Origin of the sequence: Lactonifactor sp. BIOML-A5, from assembly GCF_009677585.1 — a bacterium.
Lineage (GTDB): Bacteria > Bacillota > Clostridia > Lachnospirales > Lachnospiraceae > Lactonifactor.
Window position 1 is genome coordinate 42665 of the sequence record NZ_WKYV01000013.1, and the last position, 21228, is coordinate 63892.

At 50.1% G+C, this 21228-nt stretch carries 26 protein-coding genes and 2 pseudogenes; 27 read left to right on the forward strand and 1 reads right to left on the reverse strand.

The annotated features are described in order from the left end of the window. Positions 1 to 129: 129 nt before the first annotated feature. From GKG41_RS23160 to GKG41_RS11760, 4 genes are all read left to right on the forward strand, one after another. Complete coding sequence (locus GKG41_RS23160) at positions 130 to 294, forward strand: hypothetical protein (protein ID WP_173015596.1); 165 nt, start codon at positions 130 to 132, stop codon at positions 292 to 294. Between the two features lie 140 nt (positions 295 to 434). Beyond that, positions 435 to 1283 carry an AAA family ATPase gene (locus tag GKG41_RS11750; protein ID WP_154258843.1) on the forward strand — a complete coding sequence of 283 codons (849 nt, stop codon included), beginning with the start codon at positions 435 to 437 and terminating at the stop codon, positions 1281 to 1283. Next, the gene (locus GKG41_RS11755) at positions 1237 to 2208 is read left to right on the forward strand and encodes a ParB/RepB/Spo0J family partition protein (protein ID WP_154258845.1); all 972 of its coding nucleotides are present in this window, start codon (positions 1237 to 1239) and stop codon (positions 2206 to 2208) included. The genes GKG41_RS11750 and GKG41_RS11755 overlap by 47 nt, the downstream gene beginning before the upstream one ends. 56 nt (positions 2209 to 2264) lie before the next feature. Further along, positions 2265 to 3815, forward strand: a complete 1551-nt coding sequence (locus GKG41_RS11760) for a helicase C-terminal domain-containing protein (RefSeq protein ID WP_347563314.1) — start codon at positions 2265 to 2267, stop codon at positions 3813 to 3815. Positions 3816 to 3944: 129 nt separating this feature from the next. On the opposite strand, the gene GKG41_RS11765 is transcribed toward GKG41_RS11760, so the two are convergent. Continuing rightward, a complete protein-coding gene (locus GKG41_RS11765; RefSeq protein ID WP_154258847.1) occupies positions 3945 to 4313 on the reverse strand; it encodes a helix-turn-helix transcriptional regulator in 369 nt (122 codons plus the stop codon). 125 nt (positions 4314 to 4438) lie between these two features. Here GKG41_RS11765 and GKG41_RS11770 point away from each other — a divergent pair, with 125 nt between their 5' ends. The 23 genes and pseudogenes from GKG41_RS11770 to GKG41_RS11880 all read left to right on the forward strand — a co-directional run bounded on the left by GKG41_RS11770 (position 4439) and on the right by GKG41_RS11880 (position 21212). Beyond that, positions 4439 to 4900 (forward strand): SLOG family protein, encoded by a 462-nt coding sequence (locus GKG41_RS11770; protein ID WP_154258849.1) that lies wholly within the window; start codon positions 4439 to 4441, stop codon positions 4898 to 4900. Positions 4901 to 4969: 69 nt separating this feature from the next. Further along, complete coding sequence (locus tag GKG41_RS11775) at positions 4970 to 5302, forward strand: DUF6664 family protein (RefSeq protein WP_154258851.1); 333 nt, start codon at positions 4970 to 4972, stop codon at positions 5300 to 5302. A 126-nt stretch (positions 5303 to 5428) separates the two neighbouring features. Then, the gene (locus GKG41_RS11780) at positions 5429 to 6400 is read left to right on the forward strand and encodes a DUF3991 and TOPRIM domain-containing protein (protein ID WP_154258853.1); all 972 of its coding nucleotides are present in this window, start codon (positions 5429 to 5431) and stop codon (positions 6398 to 6400) included. Next, positions 6397 to 6588 (forward strand): DpnD/PcfM family protein, encoded by a 192-nt coding sequence (locus tag GKG41_RS11785; protein WP_154258855.1) that lies wholly within the window; start codon positions 6397 to 6399, stop codon positions 6586 to 6588. The genes GKG41_RS11780 and GKG41_RS11785 overlap by 4 nt, the downstream gene beginning before the upstream one ends. A gap of 138 nt (positions 6589 to 6726) precedes the next feature. Beyond that, positions 6727 to 6843 carry a DUF3789 domain-containing protein gene (locus GKG41_RS11790; protein ID WP_154258856.1) on the forward strand — a complete coding sequence of 39 codons (117 nt, stop codon included), beginning with the start codon at positions 6727 to 6729 and terminating at the stop codon, positions 6841 to 6843. Beyond that, on the forward strand, positions 6830 to 7159 hold the full coding sequence (mobC, locus tag GKG41_RS11795) for a plasmid mobilization relaxosome protein MobC (RefSeq protein ID WP_154258858.1): 330 nt from the start codon (positions 6830 to 6832) through the stop codon (positions 7157 to 7159). Before GKG41_RS11790 ends, mobC begins: the two co-directional genes overlap by 14 nt. A gap of 4 nt (positions 7160 to 7163) precedes the next feature. Further along, positions 7164 to 8600: a relaxase/mobilization nuclease domain-containing protein gene (locus GKG41_RS11800; RefSeq protein WP_154258860.1), complete on the forward strand. Its 1437-nt coding sequence runs from the start codon at positions 7164 to 7166 to the stop codon at positions 8598 to 8600. A gap of 6 nt (positions 8601 to 8606) precedes the next feature. Next, the gene (locus GKG41_RS11805; RefSeq protein WP_021658983.1) at positions 8607 to 9416 is read left to right on the forward strand and encodes a DUF3801 domain-containing protein; all 810 of its coding nucleotides are present in this window, start codon (positions 8607 to 8609) and stop codon (positions 9414 to 9416) included. Between the two features lie 6 nt (positions 9417 to 9422). Continuing rightward, positions 9423 to 10346 carry a hypothetical protein gene (locus GKG41_RS11810; RefSeq protein WP_154258862.1) on the forward strand — a complete coding sequence of 308 codons (924 nt, stop codon included), beginning with the start codon at positions 9423 to 9425 and terminating at the stop codon, positions 10344 to 10346. Positions 10347 to 10360: 14 nt separating this feature from the next. Then, entirely contained in the window at positions 10361 to 10558 is a 198-nt protein-coding gene (locus GKG41_RS11815; protein WP_009258141.1) for a hypothetical protein, read from the forward strand. Then, a pseudogene (locus tag GKG41_RS11820) lies at positions 10545 to 11756 on the forward strand (type IV secretory system conjugative DNA transfer family protein); the annotation flags it as partial. The gene GKG41_RS11815 and the pseudogene GKG41_RS11820, both read left to right, overlap by 14 nt. Positions 11757 to 12154: 398 nt before the next feature. Then, positions 12155 to 12601 (forward strand): LytTR family DNA-binding domain-containing protein, encoded by a 447-nt coding sequence (locus GKG41_RS11825; RefSeq protein WP_154258864.1) that lies wholly within the window; start codon positions 12155 to 12157, stop codon positions 12599 to 12601. Positions 12602 to 12613: 12 nt separating this feature from the next. After that, on the forward strand, positions 12614 to 13378 hold the full coding sequence (locus GKG41_RS11830; protein WP_154258866.1) for a hypothetical protein: 765 nt from the start codon (positions 12614 to 12616) through the stop codon (positions 13376 to 13378). Between the two features lie 106 nt (positions 13379 to 13484). Beyond that, positions 13485 to 13874, forward strand: coding sequence for a TnpV protein (locus tag GKG41_RS11835; protein ID WP_243141033.1), 390 nt, complete (start codon positions 13485 to 13487; stop codon positions 13872 to 13874). Then, positions 13861 to 14001, forward strand: coding sequence for a hypothetical protein (locus tag GKG41_RS11840; protein ID WP_154258868.1), 141 nt, complete (start codon positions 13861 to 13863; stop codon positions 13999 to 14001). The genes GKG41_RS11835 and GKG41_RS11840 overlap by 14 nt, the downstream gene beginning before the upstream one ends. Positions 14002 to 14774: 773 nt before the next feature. After that, on the forward strand, positions 14775 to 14957 hold the full coding sequence (locus tag GKG41_RS11845; RefSeq protein ID WP_154258870.1) for a hypothetical protein: 183 nt from the start codon (positions 14775 to 14777) through the stop codon (positions 14955 to 14957). After that, a complete protein-coding gene (locus GKG41_RS11850; protein WP_154258872.1) occupies positions 14947 to 15981 on the forward strand; it encodes an AAA family ATPase in 1035 nt (344 codons plus the stop codon). The genes GKG41_RS11845 and GKG41_RS11850 overlap by 11 nt, the downstream gene beginning before the upstream one ends. Before the next feature lie 344 nt (positions 15982 to 16325). After that, positions 16326 to 16913, forward strand: coding sequence for a MobV family relaxase (gene mobV, locus GKG41_RS11855; protein ID WP_173015597.1), 588 nt, complete (start codon positions 16326 to 16328; stop codon positions 16911 to 16913). Between the two features lie 50 nt (positions 16914 to 16963). Next, positions 16964 to 18715, forward strand: a complete 1752-nt coding sequence (locus tag GKG41_RS11860; protein ID WP_154258876.1) for a recombinase family protein — start codon at positions 16964 to 16966, stop codon at positions 18713 to 18715. A gap of 83 nt (positions 18716 to 18798) precedes the next feature. Continuing rightward, positions 18799 to 19410, forward strand: a pseudogene (locus GKG41_RS11865) (TraG/TraD/VirD4 family protein); the annotation flags it as partial. After that, entirely contained in the window at positions 19397 to 19750 is a 354-nt protein-coding gene (locus tag GKG41_RS11870) for a glutamyl-tRNA amidotransferase (RefSeq protein WP_154258878.1), read from the forward strand. The pseudogene GKG41_RS11865 and the gene GKG41_RS11870, both read left to right, overlap by 14 nt. 70 nt (positions 19751 to 19820) lie before the next feature. After that, positions 19821 to 20657 (forward strand): hypothetical protein, encoded by an 837-nt coding sequence (locus GKG41_RS11875; protein ID WP_154258880.1) that lies wholly within the window; start codon positions 19821 to 19823, stop codon positions 20655 to 20657. 15 nt (positions 20658 to 20672) lie between these two features. After that, complete coding sequence (locus tag GKG41_RS11880) at positions 20673 to 21212, forward strand: hypothetical protein (protein WP_154258882.1); 540 nt, start codon at positions 20673 to 20675, stop codon at positions 21210 to 21212. The last annotated feature ends 16 nt before the right edge of the window (positions 21213 to 21228 follow it).

Genomic DNA, 21228 nt, shown 5'->3' on the forward strand with positions numbered 1-21228 from the left:
GACCAAATCGAATCCGGTTTATCTTTTCTTGCTCATGGCGTCCAATACCCTTAAAGCTGGTGAATACTCGCACATTTGCGCCACACGTCTTTAAGCAGATACAATGAAGGCGAAAAGGAGGACTGCACTATGAGGAAACATAAATTCAAGATAACCCTCACCCCTGCCGAAAACAGCATCGTGATCCAGAGCCTGAATCATCTGCGTAACACCCTGCTGCGGGAAAATCGGGACACTGGCTGCGTGGATGATCTTTTGCTCAAAGTCATGTGCGCCCCTGTCAAGAGAATTTGAAAACTACATATTGTGCCGACTGAATCAAGCCGTTTATTCTTTCATAGAGTAGACGGCTTTTTTTATGCCCATTTTACCGCATACATAGCTGTCCGTCTTGCCAACGGGCAGCTAAATCTATTAAAAAGGAGGACATGAAAATGCCGGAACAGAGAAGCCGCCCGAAGGATGGCCGCGTCATCGCATTGGCAAACCAGAAAGGCGGAACAGGCAAAACCACCACAACGGTGAATCTGGGCATTGGTCTGGCCCGCCTGGGGCAAAAGGTTCTGCTCATTGACGCAGACCCCCAGGGCGACCTCACCACTTGCCTGGGCTGGCAGGATCAGGACAGCTTGCCCACCACCCTTGCAACCATCATGGAGAAGGTGATCCGCGACGAGCCATTTTCTGTGGACGAGGGCATCCTGCACCACAAAGAGGGTGTTGACCTTATGCCAGCCAACATTGAGCTGTCGGCTATGGAAATGAGCTTGGTAAACGCCATGAGCCGGGAGTTCACGCTGCGAACCTATGTCAATGAAGTCAAGAAGAACTATGACACGGTTCTGATCGACTGTATGCCGTCCCTCGGTATGATTACGATCAATGCGCTGGCGGCGGCGGACAGCGTGATTATCCCGGTGCAGGCCCACTATCTCCCGGCCAAAGGAATGACCCAGCTCATGCGAACCATCGGCAAGGTCAAGCGGCAGATCAACCCGTCCCTCAAAGTGGATGGCGTACTGCTGACCCTTGTGGATGGGCGCACCAATCTGGCCAAGCAGACAGCCGAAACCTTGCGGCAGAGCTATGGGAGCGTCTTGAAAATCTATCATTCCGAGATTCCTGTTGCCATCAAAGCCGCAGAAATCAGCGCCGCTGGCAAGAGTATCTATGCCTATGACAATGGCAGCAAGGTAGCTCAGGCTTATGCGGAATTTTCAAAGGAGGTGCAGGCGGATGGCGAGAAACAACGCGCTAAACTTCAATCTGCCCTCAGTCGATGACCTCTTTTCCACCGAGGAGAGCCGTGCGGAGGCCAGACTGGAGAAAGTTGTCAACCTGAACCCCTCAGAGATCAGCGATTTCCCCGATCACCCTTTCAAAGTGCGGATGGATGCAGCCATGCAGGAAATGGCGGAGAGTGTCAAGCAATACGGGGTGTTGGTTCCTGCGCTGGTACGCCCCAAGCAGGGCGGCGGCTATGAAATGGTGGCCGGACACCGCAGGAAAATGGCAGCGGAACTGGCGCAGCTCCCGGAAATCCCCTGTATTGTGCGAAACCTCACCGATGATGAAGCCACGATCATCATGGTGGATTCCAACCTGCAACGAGAGCAGATTTTGCCCTCAGAAAAGGCATTTGCCTACAAGATGAAGCTGGACGCCATGAAACGTCAGGGTCAGAGGACGGATTTAACTTGTGAGCCACTGGCGCACAAGTTAAAGGGAGTGAAATCAAGGGATTTGCTGGCTGAACAGGTAGGCGAAAGTAAAGATCAAATTCGTAGATATATCCGCCTTACCCACCTTATCCCGGATATTCTGGAACTGGTGGATAATTCCGTTTTGCGAGAGCCGGAAGTGCTGCAAATCGCCATGCGTCCTGCGGTGGAACTGTCCTACCTGCGAAAAGAAGAACAGGCAGACCTGTTTGCCATCATGGAAGAAATGGACTGCACGCCGTCCCATGCTCAGGCAATCAAAATGCGGCAGATGTCCGAAGCCAAGACCGGCGATGAACGGCTTGCCAAAGATGCCCTTGTCGCCATTATGAAGGAGGAAAAGCCAAATCAAAAAGAACAAATCAAAATCCCGAAAGATCGGATCAGTAAGTATTTTGCGCCGGGGACGCCCGCGCAGAAGATCGAGGATACCATCGTTCAGGCTCTGGAACTTTACCGCAAGCGTCAGCGCAGTTTAGAACGATAATCTCACTCACAAGGGAGAAGACCCGGTTCGCAAAGTTTTACAACTTACCGGAACTTATGAGCGTATTTAAACAGGTAGCCGATATTCAGACAGCGGATATGTTGCACCTTCCCGTACCAAAAGCCAACTTCCACACCGAAGTTATCAAACCTTCGGAAATCCAACAGGAGATGATAAAAGGGCTGGCGGAACGGGCGGAAAAAATCCGTGGTGGCGGCGTCGATCCCCATGTGGACAATATGCTCCGCATCACCAATGACGGCAGAAAGCTGGCCCTGGATATGCGGCTCATTCAGCCGCTGGCCCCGGATGACCCGGACGGCAAGGTAGCTGTCTGCGCCCGCAATGTCTACCGTATCTGGGAACAGACGAAAGAAAAACGCTCCACCCAGCTTGTGTTCTGTGACCTGTCTACTCCTACCACGGACGGCTCGTTTAGTGTTTACGACGACCTAAAAAAGAAGCTGTTGGACGCTGGCATCCCAGAGGATGAGATTGCCTTTATCCACACAGCGGACTCGGAGGCCAAAAAGAAAGAGCTTTTTGCAAAGGTACGATCCGGTCAGGTGCGCGTTCTCATGGGAAGCACACAGAAAATGGGTGCCGGAACCAACGTCCAGGATAGATTGATTGCCCTGCATGATCTGGATTGCCCCTGGAGGCCCAGCGATCTTCAGCAGCGGCTTGGAAGAATTGTCCGTCAAGGCAACGAAAATGAGGAGGTGGAGATATTCCGCTATGTAACCGAGGGAACATTTGATGCTTATTTGTACCAGCTCGTCGAGAACAAGCAGAAATTTATTGCTCAGATCATGACCAGCAAAGCACCTGTCCGCGTGGCGGATGATGTGGACGAAACCGCCCTGAGCTATTCTGAAATCAAGGCGCTGGCCACCGGCAACCCACTTATTATCGAAAAATGCAATCTGGATATGGAGGTGGCAAGGCTGAATATGCTCAAGGCCAGCCACTTGAATCAGGTGTATGCTTTGGAGGAATTGGTACACCGCAAATATCCGGCAGAGATTACCCGATTGACAGAGAGAATTGCAGGCTATGAAAAAGATGTGGAGCTGGCGAAAGCCCATCCAAAAGCGCAGGAGGGATTCTGCGGCATGGAGGTGGAGGGCAAACACTATGCCGAAAAAGAGGATGCAGGCAAGGCGATCATCGACGTCTGCACGAAGATGACCGGCTCCGATGCTGTCCTTCTGGGGCAGTACCAGGGCTTCTCTATGGTGCTGGCCTATGACGGGATGAGCAACGAGTACCGCATCACTCTGAAAGGTACCCTGTCCCATACGGTGACGCTGGGTGCGGATGTGTTCGGCAACATCACCCGCCTGGACAACGCGCTGGAGAATCTGGCAGGAAATCTTGACGCGGAACGGGCCAAACTGGAGGAAGCCAAAGTACAGCTTGAAAATGCCCGCACCGAACTGGCCACACCATTTGCCCGTGAGGACGAGCTGACAGAGAAAACCGCACGTTTGAAAGAATTGAACATCCTGCTTAATATGGATGAGAAGGACAAAACGCTGATCGACGAGGCTCCCGATGAGGGCGAAGAACCACCCGTGAGAAAGGTTGTAGGTCTGGAGCGATAAGCTCTCCCAGCACCGATTGGAACTACCCCAATCGGTGCGTACATAATAAAAAAGCCCCCCTTATATAGCCGGTTCCCGTCGGAACAAATTGTTGGCTATATAAGGAGGTTTTATGATGCCATTGTTGTTTTAGTGCGTTTTTCTGTCTGCTGTGCGGAGGTTTGCATCCCGACGCAGGGTATCTTTCAAAGAACCGATCATATCCTTGATGATGCGGATTTCATACTCGTCACAATCTTCCAACAACAGCGCAATATCCTTTTCAAACTGCACTTTCGCCATAATGATATTGTCGCAGAGAAGATCGTCACCGGTAACGGACAGTGCATTTGCAATGCTGATAATGGTGTTCAGGCTAACGCGGGTGGTGCCGGTTTCAATGTTACTCAGATGTGTCGGAGAGATGTCAATGAGTTCGGCAAGGCGCTCCTGCGTTAAATCTGCCTTGATACGGGCAATCTTGATTCGTTTGCCAATTGCTTTATAATCAAGTTCCATATCGCGCCCCCTTCGCTTCAATAATTTGCATAAGCATATTGTAACCACGGAGAGAACGCATTATAATAATCTATATCCGTGATATACGGCTATAAACCAAGTGATTATGGAAATAGGTGATTTTCATGACCGTATGCACTTTTGCCGGTCATCGGGAGGTGTTCTTATCTTCTGTCAAGCAAGAGATAGACAAGGCTTTATCGGACATAGTACAGACAGAAGATGAGTATGTATTTTATTCCGGCGGCATGGGTGATTTTGATATAATGTGTGAGGCAGCCGTCTGGAGAGTGAAAAAGAAGTATCCACATTTGAATATTCGCCTAAATCTGGTGCTTCCCTACATGACCAATCAGATTAACCGGGATAAGGATTACTACGAATCCAGGTTTGATGATATTATCATTCCGATGGATTTGATGGGAGTCCACTATAAGGCAGCCATCAAAAAAAGAAATCGTTGGATGGTAGATCAGGCAGATAAAATTCTAGCCTATGTTTATCGCGATTTTGGTGGAGCCTTTGATACAATAAAATATGCTTTGCGTACAGGAAAGCCGGTTCTGAACCTTGCAGAAAAAGAATGAAATCGCACATTTGATATTATTTTTTTGTGTGGGTATAGTATAATAAAAACGGAAACGAGGTGAGCGTGAATGAGCGATCAATATATTCCGATGATAGAGCGCATCTCAGAAGAATACGATGAGAGCGACAGCAATATGGTTCTTGAGCTGGCTGCCACCGATCAGGAATATGCCGACCTCAAACAGCAGATGAGCGAACTGAAACACCAGCACCATTTCATCGAGAAGCTGCTGGAGGGGGACGGTGAGGTACAGCTTACCGCTCAGGAACATCAAATCTTAAATCAGTATTTCCGGCTGTATTTGCGGGCCGACAACATGGAGCGCAAGCACATCTACTTCCGAGGCCACACGGATTGTTTCTCCTATCTGGAGAAAATCGAGGCATTCAAAAAAGAATAATCAATATGGAAACAGCAAAGCCGATTGGAGAAATCCAGTCGGCTTTTTTTCATGCCAGCCCCCTTTACATAGTCAGCCATCCCAAGCGGACGGCAAATCTACGGCTATGGAAAGGGGGCTATTTTTATGCCTTATTACGACTCGGAAACGATTGAACGAGCGCGGCAGGTGGACTTGCTCACCTACCTGCAAACCTGCGAACCGCAAGAACTTGTCCATGTGTCCGGCAATGTCTACTGCACCAAGACCCATGACAGCCTGCGGATTTCCAACGGCAAGTGGTGCTGGTTCTCCCGTGGAATCGGCGGATACAGCGCCCTGGACTATCTCATTAAGGTCAATGGCTATTCGTTTATGGACGCGATGGAAACCATCACCGGAAGGGCGGCAATCAAGCCGCCTTCTTTTGTGCCTGCTCCTAAAGAGGAAAAGCCAAAGCATCTGCTTCTACCGCAGGCCGCGCCCGATAACCGGGCTATGGTGGACTACCTCAAAAAAAGAGGAATCGACCCAGGGGTGATCGACTACTGCATCCAGACTGGAAGGCTTTATGAAAGCCGGAACAAGGGCCACAGCAATGTCGTTTTCGTAGGCTTTGACAAGGACGGAAAAGCACGGTTCGGCTGTCTGCGCGGGATCGGTGAAGGGCGTTTCCACGGTGACTTGAGCGGTAGCGATAAACACTATTCCTTTGCCCTGCCCGCCTGCGTGGATAATCCAGCGGTACACCTGTGTGAATCCGCCATTGATGTCATGTCCTATGCGACCCTCTGCAAGCTGGACGGCATTGACTGGAAGCGGCACAATCTACTATCCCTGGCTGGGATCTATCAGCCGAAAAAGGTGCTGGCGGAAAGCAAGCTGCCCGTTGCTCTCACCCGGTTTCTGGAGGATCATCCGTCCATTAAAACCATCTATCTGCATCTGGACAACGATGGCCCCGGCAGGTTGGCAACGAAGGCGATCATAGCGGTCATTCCCAAAGAATACGAGGTAAAAAACCGCCCGCCGCCCACCGGTAAGGACGTGAATGACACCCTTTGTCACCGGCTTGGGATTCCCATTCGGTGCAGCAACGGAAAGGAGCATGAACGATGAGAGAGTATGAAGTGACCATCACCGAAACGCTGGAAATGACCATCGCGGTGGAAGCGGAGAGCCGCGAGGAGGCGCAGCAGATCGCCTCAGACAACTGGAAGAACGGCGACTATATCCTGGATGCCGACCACTTCAAGGACGTGACATTCCGCACCAAAGACCGGAGCCGTGACCGGGGCGAGCGGTGAGATTCTTTTTTAGCCGTGAAGGATTCCCCGCAGGGGAATGGAATGTGTATGTACCAGCAAGCATCGCCGTTTGGGGACAAACGGCAGCTTGTTAGGGGGAACGCCCCCTAATACCCCTTTTGCAGAATGGAGGTTTTCATGGAAGGATTGTTTTTTGTCATCGGTTTTCTGCTGGGCAGCCTGAGCGGCGTCACCCTCATGTGCCTGGTGCAGATCAACCATATCAGGAAGGAGGATAACGATGAGCAATCGTAATATCGAAATCAAGGTGCGCCTCAACCGCAAGGAGGCCGAGGCCCTGAACAAGCGCGTGAAAAAGAGCAGGCTTTCCCGCGAGGCGTATCTGCGTCACCTTATCAGCGGCGTAGTTCCCCAGGATGCACCGCCCCCGGACTACTTTGACTTCATGCGGGAGCTGCACGGCGTAGGAAACAACCTCAACCAGATTGCCCAGAAAGCTCATGTGCTGGGTGTCATTGATGAGCGGCGCTATGATGAAGAAATGCGGAAGTTTGATCAGCTTGTCCGGGACATCACCAAAGCTGTGATTCTGCCCAGACCGATGGAGTAAGATTATGGCCACAACATCCATCTGGCGGGTGGGCGGCTGGCTGGGAAAGGTGGTCATCTATGTAGAGAACCCGGATAAGACTGAAAACCCCGCCGTCTATGAAAAGCCGGATATGGAGGGGCGCGACGCCCAGGGCCTCACGGATGTCATCGAATACGCCGTCCAAGAGCAAAAGACAGAAAAAGTCGCAGCCGATGACGAAGGAACCGCCATCATGCAGCGGTTTGTGTCCGGGGTGAATTGCAGCCCCTCTACTGCCCGCGATGAGATGATCGCCGTCAAAAAGCGGTTCGGCAAGGAGGACGGCACGGTGGCCTATCATGGCTATCAGAGCTTTGCCCCCGGAGAGGCCGACCCACAGACCGCCCATGAGATCGGGCTGAAGCTGGCCAAAAAACTGTGGGGTGAAAAATATCAGGTGGTGGTTGCTACCCATCTGGATAAGTCCAATCACCTGCACAATCATTTTGTGGTCAACACCGTGTCCTTTGTGGACGGCATTAAGTATCACCGCACCGAGAAGGACTACTATGATATGCAGCGGGAATCTGACCGGCTGTGTCGGGAGTATGGGTTGTCCGTAATTGAAAATCCCCAGCGAGGGAAGTCCCAGCACTATGGAGCGTGGAGGGCCGAACAGGAAGGCCGCCCCACCTATCTGAGCCTTCTCAAAGCAGATGTGGATACTGCCATTCGTCAGTCAATGACGGAACGGCAGTTTTTTTATCATCTGAAACAGATGGGTTACGACATCAAGGTGGGTAAGGACATTACCCTGCGCGCACCCGGCAGAGAGAACGGCAGAAAGCTGTGCCGCAATCTGGGAGAGGAATATTCCCTGGAAAGTATCCGCAGGCGGATACTGGCACAGAGCCATCCTCAAAGGACACACAGGCCGCAGCCACAGCGGTGCAGGCTTCACGGCGATTTGAAGCAGGCCAGAAAAGTGACAGGTTTTCGCGCCCTCTATTTTCATTACTGCTACCTGCTGGGAGTGTTTCCAAAAAAGCAAAACTGGCAGCCCCGACAGGTATCCCACGCTTGCCGGGAGGATTTGATCCGGGCAAAAGAATTGACCGATGAAGCGCGGCTGCTGTCCCGTCACCACATTGACACGCTGGAACAGCTTACCGCCCATCGGACAGGTGCGGAGTCGGAAATGAACGCGGACATTGAGCAGCGAAAAGCCCTGTACCGCAGGCTGCGTACCAAAGAGGTATTGTCTGCCCCTGAACAGCAGGAGCAGATCAAAGCGGAAATTGCCGTCCTTTCCGGGCGGATCAAGGAACTGCGAAGGGAGGTGAGATTATGTGAGGATATAGCAGTACGCTCCCTTTCCATCAAGGAAAAGATCAAGGCCGCCCGCGAGGAAGCGCGGACGGAACAAGGAACCCGTCAGGGGCCGGAACAAGGCCGTGCGGGTATTCCAGGAAGGAGATGATTTTCTATGTATAGCTCAGGCGATGCGGCGGAACAGGTTGTACGGATGAGCCTGGAGGGTGCCGAATTTGCCCTCAAGATCAGCGGTTCTGCTGCAAAGAATCTTGCCGCCGCCCTGTACACGGTTTTGAAAGACCAGAAAAAGACCAAAGGCAAAGCCCGCATTGAAACCATGCTGCGGGAAAAGCGCCCCATGACAGTCTACACCATCAAGAAAGAAGATGCCCCGGAGTTTGCGCGGCAGGCCAAAGGCTACGGGATTCTCTATGCGCCCATCCCGGTCAAAAAGGATGACAACACCATCGACATTCTGGTATTCGAGGATGATGCGGCCAGAGCCAATCGGATCGTGGAGAAGTTCAATCTCACCGTGGTGGATACGGCGTCCATCAAGGAGGACATCCAGAAATCCCGCGAACAGCGCGGCAGCGAACCGGCAGCGCCGGAGCAGGCCGCCCCGGAAAAGAGCCAGGACGATAAACTGTTGGACGAACTGATGGAGAAACCTGCCCAAAAGGAAAAGGCAGAGCCGGAACACCCTGCGGCGGAGAAAACGGATTCTTTTACCCCGGCGGCGGAAAAATCCCATCCGTCCGCGCCTATCTCCGAGAGCAGCAGCAAGTCCGCAAGGGGTACTTCTGACGGGCCGGAGAAACCGTCTGTCCGCCAGGAGCTGCGGGACATTCAGGCCCAGCGGAAGAAGGAGGCAGAAGTGACAAAGGCAGAGGAACCTTCTGTATCCAAGAAACCGGCGCAGAAAACCACCCGGCACCAGCCGCCCAAACCCAAAAAGAAACCCAAATCGAAAGAGAGGTAAACGCTTATGAACAACTTTGACGATCTGTTTGAACAGCAGCCTCAAAAGGAGGCCGCACCCCAGAAGCGGGAGGAACAGAAGGAACGCCCCAAGCGCCAGTGGTGGCAGATCCGCAAGGAGAAGCAGCGCAAGGAAGCCTATGCTTCTCTGGACAAGATTTTTGCCGACTTTGCGGACGGCAAAGGAAACATGGAGGCGTATCTGGACATCCAGAGCCGATTCCCGTTTCACTCTGCCCGTAACGCCCTTCTGATCGGCGCACAATGCCCCCAGGCGCAGCGTGTGGGCGGCTACAAGGAATGGAGTACCCAGGGCATTGAGATTCTGGAGGAGGAAAAGCGTCTGCCCATTATCATTCTGGAACCGGGCAAAGCGTACCGGAGGGATGACGGCTCCATCGGCCAGAACTTCTATGCCAAGGAGGTCTATGACATTTCCCAGACTTCGGCACAGGGACAGCACCAGCCCCAGGTTGCCTATGATGACCGGCTGCTTTTGAAAGGGCTGATCGCCAGCTCTCCGGTGCAAATCCGGGCGGTGGACGAACTGCCCCAGGGACGCGGCGCTGTGTTCTCTGAGGAACAGAACGCCATCCTGGTCAAGAAAGGAATGGACGCGCCGGACATCTTCCGCTGTGTTTCGCTGGAGATTGCCAATGTCCAGCTTGCCAGAAGCAACGAAGGGTATTCCAGAGAAGCGGACGGCTACAAAGCCTACGCCGTCAGCTATATGCTCTGCAAGCGATACGGCATTGAGGCCAAAGGCTATGACATTGCCCGTCTGAACAGCGTTTTCAAGGGCCAAGACCCCAGAGAGGATGTCCCGGCAGCCCTCAGTGATATGCGGGAAACCTTCAAGTCGTTGAACGGGCGCATGGCCAGAGCGATGGGGCTGACCCGCGACACCAAACAGAAGGAACCGGAACGGTAAAGGAGGTTTGAGTGATGGAAAGACAGGATAAAGTCGTACTCACGCTGGACAGCTATGAGCATGGTATCATGATCCGCGCGCTCAATGAACTGCGCAACGATATGCTGGAGGAACAGCGCGACCCCGGCCCGGTGGAGGATGTGCTGCTGAAAACCATTGACGCCCCTGCACAAAAAGACAAGAAAGCGAAGCGTCGGGATGAAGCCAGATAACAGGACGGGTGGTCCTTGGCTCTATGCGCTGGGGCTGATCCCGGTCATCTGGTTTGCCCTTCTGATTGCGCCGTCTGTTTCCGGTGGCCTTGCGGAGATTATGAACGGTTTGCCTGCGGCAATGAACAATCCATTCAAACTGATGTGGTGTGAGGACAGTGTAAAAACTGTCCTCATTTTTATTGCCGCCTATGGGCTGGGGATCGGGATTTATCTCTCGTCCCGGCGCAATTACAGGCGGGGCGAAGAACACGGTTCGGCTAAATGGGGCGACGCCAGAGCCGTGAACAAGAAGTACCGGGCCAAAGACCCGTTTCAAAACCGTATCTTCACCCAGCACGTCCGCATGGGGCTGGACGGCAGGAAGCACCGCCGCAATCTGAACACCCTGGTGGTAGGCGGCAGCGGCGCAGGAAAGAGCCGGTTCTATGCGAAAGTCAACCTGTGCCAAGCCAATACCTCGTATTTTGTGTTGGATTGTAAGGGGGAACTGCTCCGGGACTGCGGTACTCTGCTGGAACGGCAGGGCTATGAAATCCGCATCGTTGACCTTTTGAACATGGAGAAAAGCCATTGTTACAATCCCTTCTCCTATCTGAAAAACGACAACGATGTGCAGAAGATGGTAACGAATCTTTTTAAGGCCACCACGCCAAAAGGCAGCCAGTCCAACGACCCTTTCTGGGATACGGCGGCTTCCATGCTCCTTCTGGCGCTTGTCTTTTACCTCTGGTACGAAGCGCCGGAGGACGAGAAAAACTTTCCGATGGTCATGGAAATGCTTCGGGCCGGTGAGGTGCGGGAGGATGATGATTCCTACCAATCTCCGCTGGATGAGCTGTTTGACCGGCTGGAAATGCGCTCGCCCGATCACATCGCGGTGAAGTATTACAAGGACTATCGTTCCGGCTCGGCCAAGACGCTGAAATCCATCCAGATCACTCTGGCATCCAGACTGGAGAAGTTCAACCTCTCCTCGGTTGCGGCCTTGACTGCTACGGATGAACTGAATTTGTCCAGCATGGGAGAGAAAAAAGTGGCGCTCTTTGCGCTGATCCCGGACAACGATGCCAGCTTCAACTTCCTGGTGAGCCTTCTGTACGCCAGCACCTTTCAGGAGCTGTTCTACTCGGCTGACCGGAAACACGGCGGGAGCCTGCCCGTGCCGGTGCATTTCCTCATGGACGAGTTCGCCAATGAAACACAGTTATAAAGATGACAATATCGAATTATGGCATTAAGGAAGGATGTAATAATTCAAAATGTATCGTTGAGAATTTTTACCGTGGTAATTTGAAAGTAACATTTCGAACTTGCAAGTAGAAAAAGTTACAAATCTGTGGTATAATGTTCTTAAACTAGAACGACTAATCGAAGTTTATAAGCCTAATGAGATGAAAAATAATTCGGATTTGTGGATCTGAAGCAGAAATATGAGTTTTGATATCATACTGAGTAGATCGCAAAAAGTCTAGCTCACATTTGTGAGCCGGACTTTTTTGTGCAATTCATTCCTTAATAAATGCATAGTATTCCGATTTGATTGATTTTACACGATTCTGTCTATATACTTGTTTTCGAGAGAGGTTGAAAGATATGCGAGTAAGACTTAAGCTGAACACTAATAGGCGAGAAACGGTACGAAAAACCCTTCTGGGTTTGGGCGTAGAAATCTGTGACGATGCCGATTTGATATTAACAGAAGATAATTACAGCGAGGGTGAGATTCTCTGCCGTAAAGACGAGGACTATATTCTTGCGCCTATCGAAGATATCTTATATGTGGAAACACTGGGGAAATTGGTATTTGTCTATGTTGGAAATCAAAAGTATTCTACGAAGATCCGGTTGTATGAGCTGGAGAGAATGCTTCCTGCAGAAAAATTCATTCGGATTAGCAATTCAGTGATAATTGCCAGAAATGCTATAAAAAAGATTCGGCCTACCTTGGGGCAAAAGTTTTATCTAACATTAAAAAATGGTACCGTCGTTGATGTCACAAGAACCTATTACTGTCGATTCAAAGAATATTATGGCATTTAAGGAGGGAAAGATATGTTCAGTATTATACTAATCATTGTTTTGATTTCAGTCATATCCTTTGTTGCAGTAACTGTGTACTATGTGCTTTATTCTCGGCATATCAATGCAAGAATTGCAAGCGGAGAAATAAAAGGAAAGCGCATGATTGACATTCCAAATGTAATTCGAACAGTAATTATTCTAGCCTTGCTAATTTATGCGGTAATTACTACTCTTGCATTAACTGCCGGCAGGAAACAAGTAATTGAGGAAAACTATGATACATTTTCCGTTATCAACTTGTCAAATTATACCTACAGTAGTTACAAAGGTACACTGCTCGATAAAGATGCTTCTTATGCAAAAAAATATTCAAGAGAAAGCAATGATGGGTATCAGAAAAGTGTCTCACAAGATGGGGATTTCGTCTTTACGTCATTTACGCGAGTTGGAGAACGCGATGCCTTTCATCCTGATTTCTTCTGTTTTGTGGATTACATTGGAGAAAATAGTGAAGAGCTTTGCTTGTATGAGAGTTATGCGTTTATAGATACTTTTTCGCAGGAGCGTGCTAGCGAAATCGGTTCCGGCGGTGGTAGTATACAAGATGGATTTTTGGTAATTGGTAATGTAAATGATGAAGAATCTTTTAAAATCGACTTGTCAATTCTTGATAGCCATGGAGAGGAAGCCTATTTTGAGGCTGATCGAAAAGCTTATGAAGAAGACAAGGGAAATTTCCCAGATGCGTCGGAATATGCTTTGTCCACTAGTACTGTAGTAATTACAGTGCAGTAAGTGAGACAACTCCCAGTTTGCAGAATTCAACAAGTTCTTTTGTGCGGCGCACATTCGCACACATCCCTCCTATCGGGTACAATGTATCTGACAGGAGGGATTTTTTTTGGAACTGGAAAAGCATATCACAGACGAAAAGACAGGTATCAGCTATACGCTCTGCGGAGATTACTATCTGCCGGACTTGGCACTTCCCGAAGAAAAGTATTATGAACTCGGGCGCTTCGGTCGTGCAAAGTTCCGTTACTTACAGAAATGCCACAAGGCTCTGCTGGCGAGTCTGAGGACAAGCGGGACGCTGAATGCGTATCTGCACAGTGTAGACGAGGACTGCGAGGCGCTCTTTTCCCGGTTAGCCAGGCAGTACGCCGAGCGTGAGGGCGTGACCGAACAGATGAAAGCCTACGAGATGATGAAGTGGGTCGGGCTGATGAATAACATCCGCAGCCGTGCGGAGGAGGTCGTTATGAGGGAGTATATCTATGAGGAAGATTAAAATCAAGGTGGACGATTTTGAACTGCGGCTCATTATCCGAGCCTTGGCGGAATGGCGGAACATCTTGATTGCCGAGAATAAACAGACCGAGGATTTAGATGAGCTGCTGATACGCTTCTGCAAATGACCGCTTACAACTGAATACGGAAATAGAAAGCACTTATTTTCAGGGAATTATCCCACAAGAAAATAGGTGCTTTTTTTGTACCCAAAAGGCGGTATTTCCGATAAATCGGCAAGACGGTATAAACTCCTTACCCTGCTTTTTCCGACCCCTTACAGCGAAGAAAAACGGCGATTTTCACCCCGAAACTATGTCATTTCAGCACTTGATTACAAAATCAGGTGCTTTTTGTTTTTTCGGTTCAATCAAGTGAGATTTAAATTTTTTGGAAAAGGGTTGCCGTTTCATCTTTCTCAGTGGGAATTAGTGAAAGGACAATTTTTTCAATTATTTTTTTGAAAACACCCCCCAAAAACGCTCTCCCATTTCAAACAAGTGAGGGGCAAAAATTTTTTGAGAAAAAGGGTGTCCATTTCATCTCCCCCCGGTGGGAACAAGTGAAAGGATAAATTTTTTCGTAGATTTTCTCACAGAGCACAGATTTTGGGTGTGCATTTTGCCCCCTTTTGTCCAAATGAGTGAGGGGAAGTTTTATCTTTGGATTCCAAAACACCCGATAATTTTTCCTTTCCCAGTCCGAACAAGTGAAGGAATATTGTCGCTCGACACCTTTTTACAACTGAATGACCGTCCGATTGGGATATGACCCTGCGATGATACGAGCAGGGCAACGCCGCTTAGATGGGGGCAGGCATACAAAAACGGCAATCGGGTAAAGCGGCGGTTACATACCCACGCCTTACGGCTCGGGTTGAAAACTATGGGAGGTGGTGAAAGTGCCACGAATGAGTAAAAAGCGGAAACAGGAATGGGCGCTGTTTCTGAATGAGAGAAACCGTATCACCGTGGGCGAGCTTTGCAGGAAGTGTCAGAACGACTGTAAGCAGAGCTTTCGGGTGCTGGTAATCGAATGCCCGAAATTTTTGAGAAAGGAGAGAAAGCGAAGAAATGAAACTTGAGATTACAAAGGCAAGCGAGGTTCAGGTAAAAAGCGTGGAATGGCTGTGGTATCCGTATATTCCCTATGGCAAGGTCACGGTCTTGCAGGGCGACGCCGGTGACGGCAAAAGCACCTTGATTCTGAAGCTTGCCGCAATGCTGACAAGGGGCGAGCCAATGCCCTTTACCGACGGCGAGGGAGCAGAACCGGTCAATGTCATTTACCAGTCCACAGAGGACGACGCAGACGATACGATCGTTCCCCGCTTTATTGCCGCAGGCGGCGATACGGACAGACTGCTGTTCATCAATGAGAAGGAACAGTATCTGAGCTTTTCCGACGAGCGACTGCTGGAAGCTATCCGACAGACCAAAGCAAAGCTCATTGTCCTTGACCCCTTATCCGCATATATCGGGGAGTCAACCTCGATCAATTCCGCCAATGAAGTCCGCAGACAGTTTCGACCGCTGATTGACATCGCAAAGGAACAGGGCTGTGCGATTGTCATCGTTCATCATATGAACAAGGCAATCGGGCAGAAAGCACTGAACCGTGGCGTTGGTTCGGTGGATATTGTGGGTGCGGCAAGAAGCGTTCTGCTCGTCGGGAGAACCGATAAGGAACGCCCCGATGAGCGAATACTGGCGCAGGTCAAAAGCAACCTTGCCCCGACAGGAAATGCCATTCTCTTTTCGGTTGACGAGGGCGGTATTCACTGGCTGGAGGAAACCGCAAGGACAGCAGATGAAGTTTTGGGGAATGTATTTGCGGGAGTCGGCAGACCTGATGAGCAAATGCAGAAAGCAAAAGAAATGCTGTCCGCTTTACTCGCTGACACCCAGCCAAAGCCGCAGAGCGAAGTGATGCGTCATCTGAAAGAGGCGGGGGTCAGCGAGAGTACGGCAAAAAAAGCAAAAGCACTGCTGGGCATACGCTCTGTGAAACAGGGCGTGCAGTGGTTTTGGTTGTTGCCGGAGGGCAAGGACGAACAGGATTTCGTGACGGATAAAGACACGAAAAGCTGTGAGGATTTGCCCTTTTAAGGGAGTCAAGGGGGAACGCCTTGCCCACCACCTTGCTTGCAAGGTGTAGTGGGTTACACTGCAATGCACCGGGAACGGAAAACGCACGGTTTCCGTTCGGTTGGCAGTGATTTTTGCGAGCCGCCGGATATGGCGAGCAAAATATCACGGACAACAGCATTGAGGGATTGTTTACGAGCCGCAAAGGACGGTGAGCAAACAAGACCGAAAGGCGGCAAGAGGTGCTTTGCTGTGTATCAATCGTTCCTCCCGTTCTCCGCAAAATGATACAGAGGAAGATAATTCAACGATACATTCTGAATTATTACTTCCTTGAAAATGAAACGATAAGGAGAGAAATGCCTATGGCAAATTACGCGATTATGCGCATAGAAAAACGCAAGCTCGGCGCTGTCGGCAGGATATGCAATCACCACGAACGACTGAAAGCCGAGTATAAAAGCAATCCCGATATTGACCCTTCGAGGACGCACCTGAACTATCACATTGTCGAGCCGACGGCAAAATACCGCAAGGCAGTACTGGACAGGATTGAAGAAGTCGGAGCTAAGCGAAGAAAGGACAGCGTGGTTATGCAGGACTGTTTCGTGGGCGGAACCCCTGACTGGCTGAAAGGAAAATCCGTTGAGGAACAGAGAAAATACTTTGATTATGCCTACCGTTTCTTTGAAAACAACTTCAAAAAAGAGAACATCATCTCGGCAGTTGTGCATTTGGACGAGGCAACTCCCCATATGCATCTTTGCTTTGTTCCGATAACGGATAAGGGCAGATTGTCCTCTAAGGATATTATCGGAGGACCGAAAGGGCTTGTGGGCTGGCAGGATAAATTCTACGAATATATGCACGAAAAATATACCGACATCACAAGAGGCACACCGGCAAAGGTATCCCACAGCGAAGTCATCAGACGGCACATTCGCAAACCGTAAAAAACAGCACTACAATGACAGTATAAAGATGATTTCAGGAGGAAAAGAAGATGACACAGCAGCTTAAGAAAACAGCCCTTTATTGCAGACTTTCCAAGGACGATGAAAGACAGGGTGAGAGCCTGTCCATTGAAACGCAAAAATCCATGCTCGTGCGCTATGCACAGGAGAACGGACTGATACCCTACGAGATTTATGTGGATGACGGGTATTCGGGTTTGAACTTTGACAGACCTGACTTTCAGCGAATGATTGATGATGTTGCAACCGGTAAAATCGGTGTGGTAGTTGTTAAGGATTTAAGCCGTTTCGGTCGTGACCATATTGTTGTCGGGCAGTATCAGGAATTGTATTTTCCGTCCAAAAAGGTGCGCTTTATCGCATTAAATGACGGAATTGATACCCTGAACAGTCACAGCACCGACTATGCGGCACTGAAAAATGTAATCAACGAGTTTTACAGCCGTGATACTTCAAGGAAGATAAAAGCCGCTTTCCGTTCCAGAGCGAAAGACGGAAAGTATCATTCCAAAACTGCGCCGTTTGGGTATCTGAAAGACCCGGACGATCACAATCATCTTATCCCTGACCCGGAAACCGCACCGGTGGTGGTTAAGATTTATGACCTTGTGTTGAAGGGCTGGGGCAATCACCGTATCCGTGATTATCTGAGGGAAACCAAAGTGCCGGTGCCGTCCTGGTATATGCACATCAGGGGCATTGAGGACAAATCTCATATGTTTCCCGATGAAGAATCCAAGTATATCTGGAGACCCGATACGCTTCGTCTTTTGATTCGAAACCGTGTGTACTGCGGCGACTGTGTTCTCTGCAAATCCGATACGGTTTTCAAGACAAAAAAACACTTCAAGACAGATGAAGCCGACTGGATTACGGTAGAAAACACCCACGAGCCTATTGTATCAAGAGAGACTTGGGAAAGAGCAAACGAGCTGATTGCCGTCAAGCGCAGAGAATACAAGAAAACGCTGAACGACGATTTGAATATTTTTTCCGGACTTCTCAAATGCGCTGACTGCGGAAAGGCACTGAGCCGCAGAAAATACGGCTCCAACAGTTCCCATATGATTTATGTCTGCGGAACCTATGCTACCTACGGCAGTCATAAATGCACCCAGCACAAAATTTTTGAGGAGGACTTAACGGAGGCAATGCTTGCCGATATACAGGAATTGTTTTCTGCCGTTAAAAAGGACAAGGCGAAGCTGATTGATCTGCTGATAAAGAACAAGGCAAAAAACGAGGGTAAGGCTCTGAACACGAAAGACGCACAGTACAAGCGAGTCTGCAAGCGTTTGGAGGAGGTCAATCGCCTTGTGGACAAGTTGTATGAGGACAATATTTCAGGGAAAATCAATGAAACCAACTTTGTCCGTCTGCTCAGTAAATATCAGCAGGAGCAGGAAAGCATACTTGCCGAAAAAGAAAAGCTGGAAAGCGAAACCGCCGCTGTGCGTGAAATCCGCAGTTGTGCAGAGCAGTTTGCAGACCTTTTAGAGCGATACGGCGACATTACCGAACTGACGCCTGAAATTCTCAATATGCTGGTGGATAAAATTATGGTGTATGAGCCGAGAGCTGTTGACGGCGTTATGCGACAGCAGATTGATGTATATTACCGTTATATCGGCGTGGTAAAGCTGGTGGACTACGGCTCTACCACCTACTACAAGTCCGGCGAGGTGCTGACTGCTGCAAAGAAGCGTGAGAATGCAAAAATGGAAAAGAGAATTGCTGCCGTTAAGGAAGAAATGCAGAGCGATGAAGCCATTTCAGCATAATTTCCTTTTCAGCCGGTAAAGTGTCACTCCCTGTGGGTGGCACTTTTCTTTTGCGGTGATGTCATCTTTATACGTATGTCACTAATGTGAGCCTGCCGGATGACTTTGACAAGCTGCTGGCGACCATGCGCTCCCGCAACATCTCGGTGTCCATCATCATCCAGAACATCGCGCAGTTAAAGGCATTGTTTGAAAAACAGTGGGAATCCATCATCGGCAACTGCGATGAATTCCTGTACCTGGGCGGCAACGAAACCAGCACCCACAAGCTGATCTCCGAGAACTATCTGGGAAAAAGCACCCTCTGGCTGGACACCTATGGGAAAAGCACCGGGCATTCCGGCAGCTACTCCACCAACAACCAACTGACAGGCCGTGAACTAATGACGCCAGATGAAGTCCGTATGCTGGACAACAATCTGGCGTTGCTTTTTATCCGAGGCGAAGCGCCGCTGATGGACGAAAAATACGACCTGCTGAAACATCCCAATGTCAAATACACCACAGACGGCGGTGCGCCTGCCTATACGCATGGCGGCACGGAATATGCCGTGGCCGGTCTTTCGGTCAGCCGCCTTTCACCCGCCGATCTTGCCAATGTGCAGGAGCCGGAAACAACCTTTGAACTTCTGTCCGACGAGGATATGAAGCAAATTTTCCAATTCAAGGAGGAACTGCAAAATGAAGCTGTTTAACAAAACCAACATGAAGAACAAGGAGACCCGCCGTCTGCCGATGGGCAAAACCAGCAAGCGCGCCCTCTCCGCTTATGCGGCTCTGGTGCTGATTCTCTGCTGCACGACCACCACGGCATTTGCCGCCAGCGACCCGCTGACGGTCATCAATAATCTGTCCGAGTTCATCTTTGGCCTGATCCGCGCCATCGGTATGATCCTGCTGGGCTTCGGCATCGTGCAGATCGGCCTGTCCCTCAAATCCCACGATCCCAGCCAGCGCGCCAACGGCTTCCTCACTCTGGCAGGCGGCGTTATCATCACCTTTGCAAAGGAGATTTTGACCCTGATTACCGGCTGATTCAAAACGGCAGTCTGGGGGCGGGCCGGCTGCGGCCTGCCCCTGACTTCGCCGGAAAGGAGGTTTTTCGATGTCCGATAACTGGGTAGTACAAAATCTGCAAAATGCGCTGGATACCTGGAACAAGTATCTGTCGGAAATCTGGCAGCTTATCACACAAAGCCCGGAGCAATTCAAAGGCGGCAACATTTGGAGCGTCATTGTCAACATCCATGATGCGGTGCGCGCCATTGGATTGGCTCTGTTGGTGCTGTTTTTTGTGGTAGGCGTGATGAAAACCTGCGGCAGCTTTGCCGAGGTCAAAAAGCCGGAACACGCCCTGAAGCTGTTCATCCGATTTGCCGTTGCAAAAGGTGTTGTGACTTATGGACTGGAACTGATGATGGCCCTATTTAATATCGTGCAGGGAATGGTCAGCACCATTATGAACGCGGCGGGCTTTGGCTCTGCACAGCAGACCGTTCTGCCGCAGGAGATTATTGACGCAGTAGAAAGCTGCGGTTTCTTTGAGAGCATCCCCCTCTGGGCGGTAACGCTCATCGGTGGCCTGTTCATCACCGTGCTTTCTTTCGTGATGATTATGACCGTCTACGGACGATTTTTTAAGCTCTATCTTTACACCGCCATTGCGCCGATGCCGTTGTCCACCTTCGCCGGAGAGCCGAGCCAAAACGTGGGCAAGAGCTTCATCAAAAGCTATGCGGCAGTTTGTCTGGAGGGGGCCATCATCGTGCTGGCCTGCATCATTTTCTCCCTGTTTGCTGCATCTCCGCCAGCCGTTGACCCCAATGCAGCGGCTGTCACACAGGTATGGAGTTACGTCGGGGAGCTGCTGTTTAATATGCTCGTCCTCGTGGGCGCGGTCAAGATGGCAGACCGCGTGGTGCGCGAGATGATGGGCTTGTAAAGGAGGCGTTTCGTAGTGAGTACGGGCAAAGAACAGTTGGTGAGATTTGTCGAGGATGCTTTGAAGCAAACGGCAAACTACCAGCATAATCGTGAGATGGGGATGCCAGATGAAGAAAATTATAAAATGAGCTATCTTTTAGCCGAAGGCAACGTAAACAAACCGAAAAGAGTACTTGCTTATGCGGTCAATTACCAAGCTGTTTTACTCTTTCATCCGATGGAGAAGCCGGTATATGAATCGTTGCTAAACGATTGGGAGTTTTACTTTGACTATGATCTGTTTCAGTACCTGGAGGGCGGCTGCGACTTAATTGCGATGACACCAGATGCTCATTCAGGTGTATGGTACGAAATTGCCGAGTATCACGATACCAGCGGAATTGCGTGTACGCAAGGAATGCAGAAATATCTTCATTACTGCAAACTTCATGGCATCACGAAAGAAGAACTGACCCGTGAAACGGGATATGATGGTATGGACGTAATGACGCTCTATGATCATCAGGCAATCAAAGGTAGAATAGAAAATCCCCAAAAAGACTTTGAACGATAATGAATAGGAGGAAGAT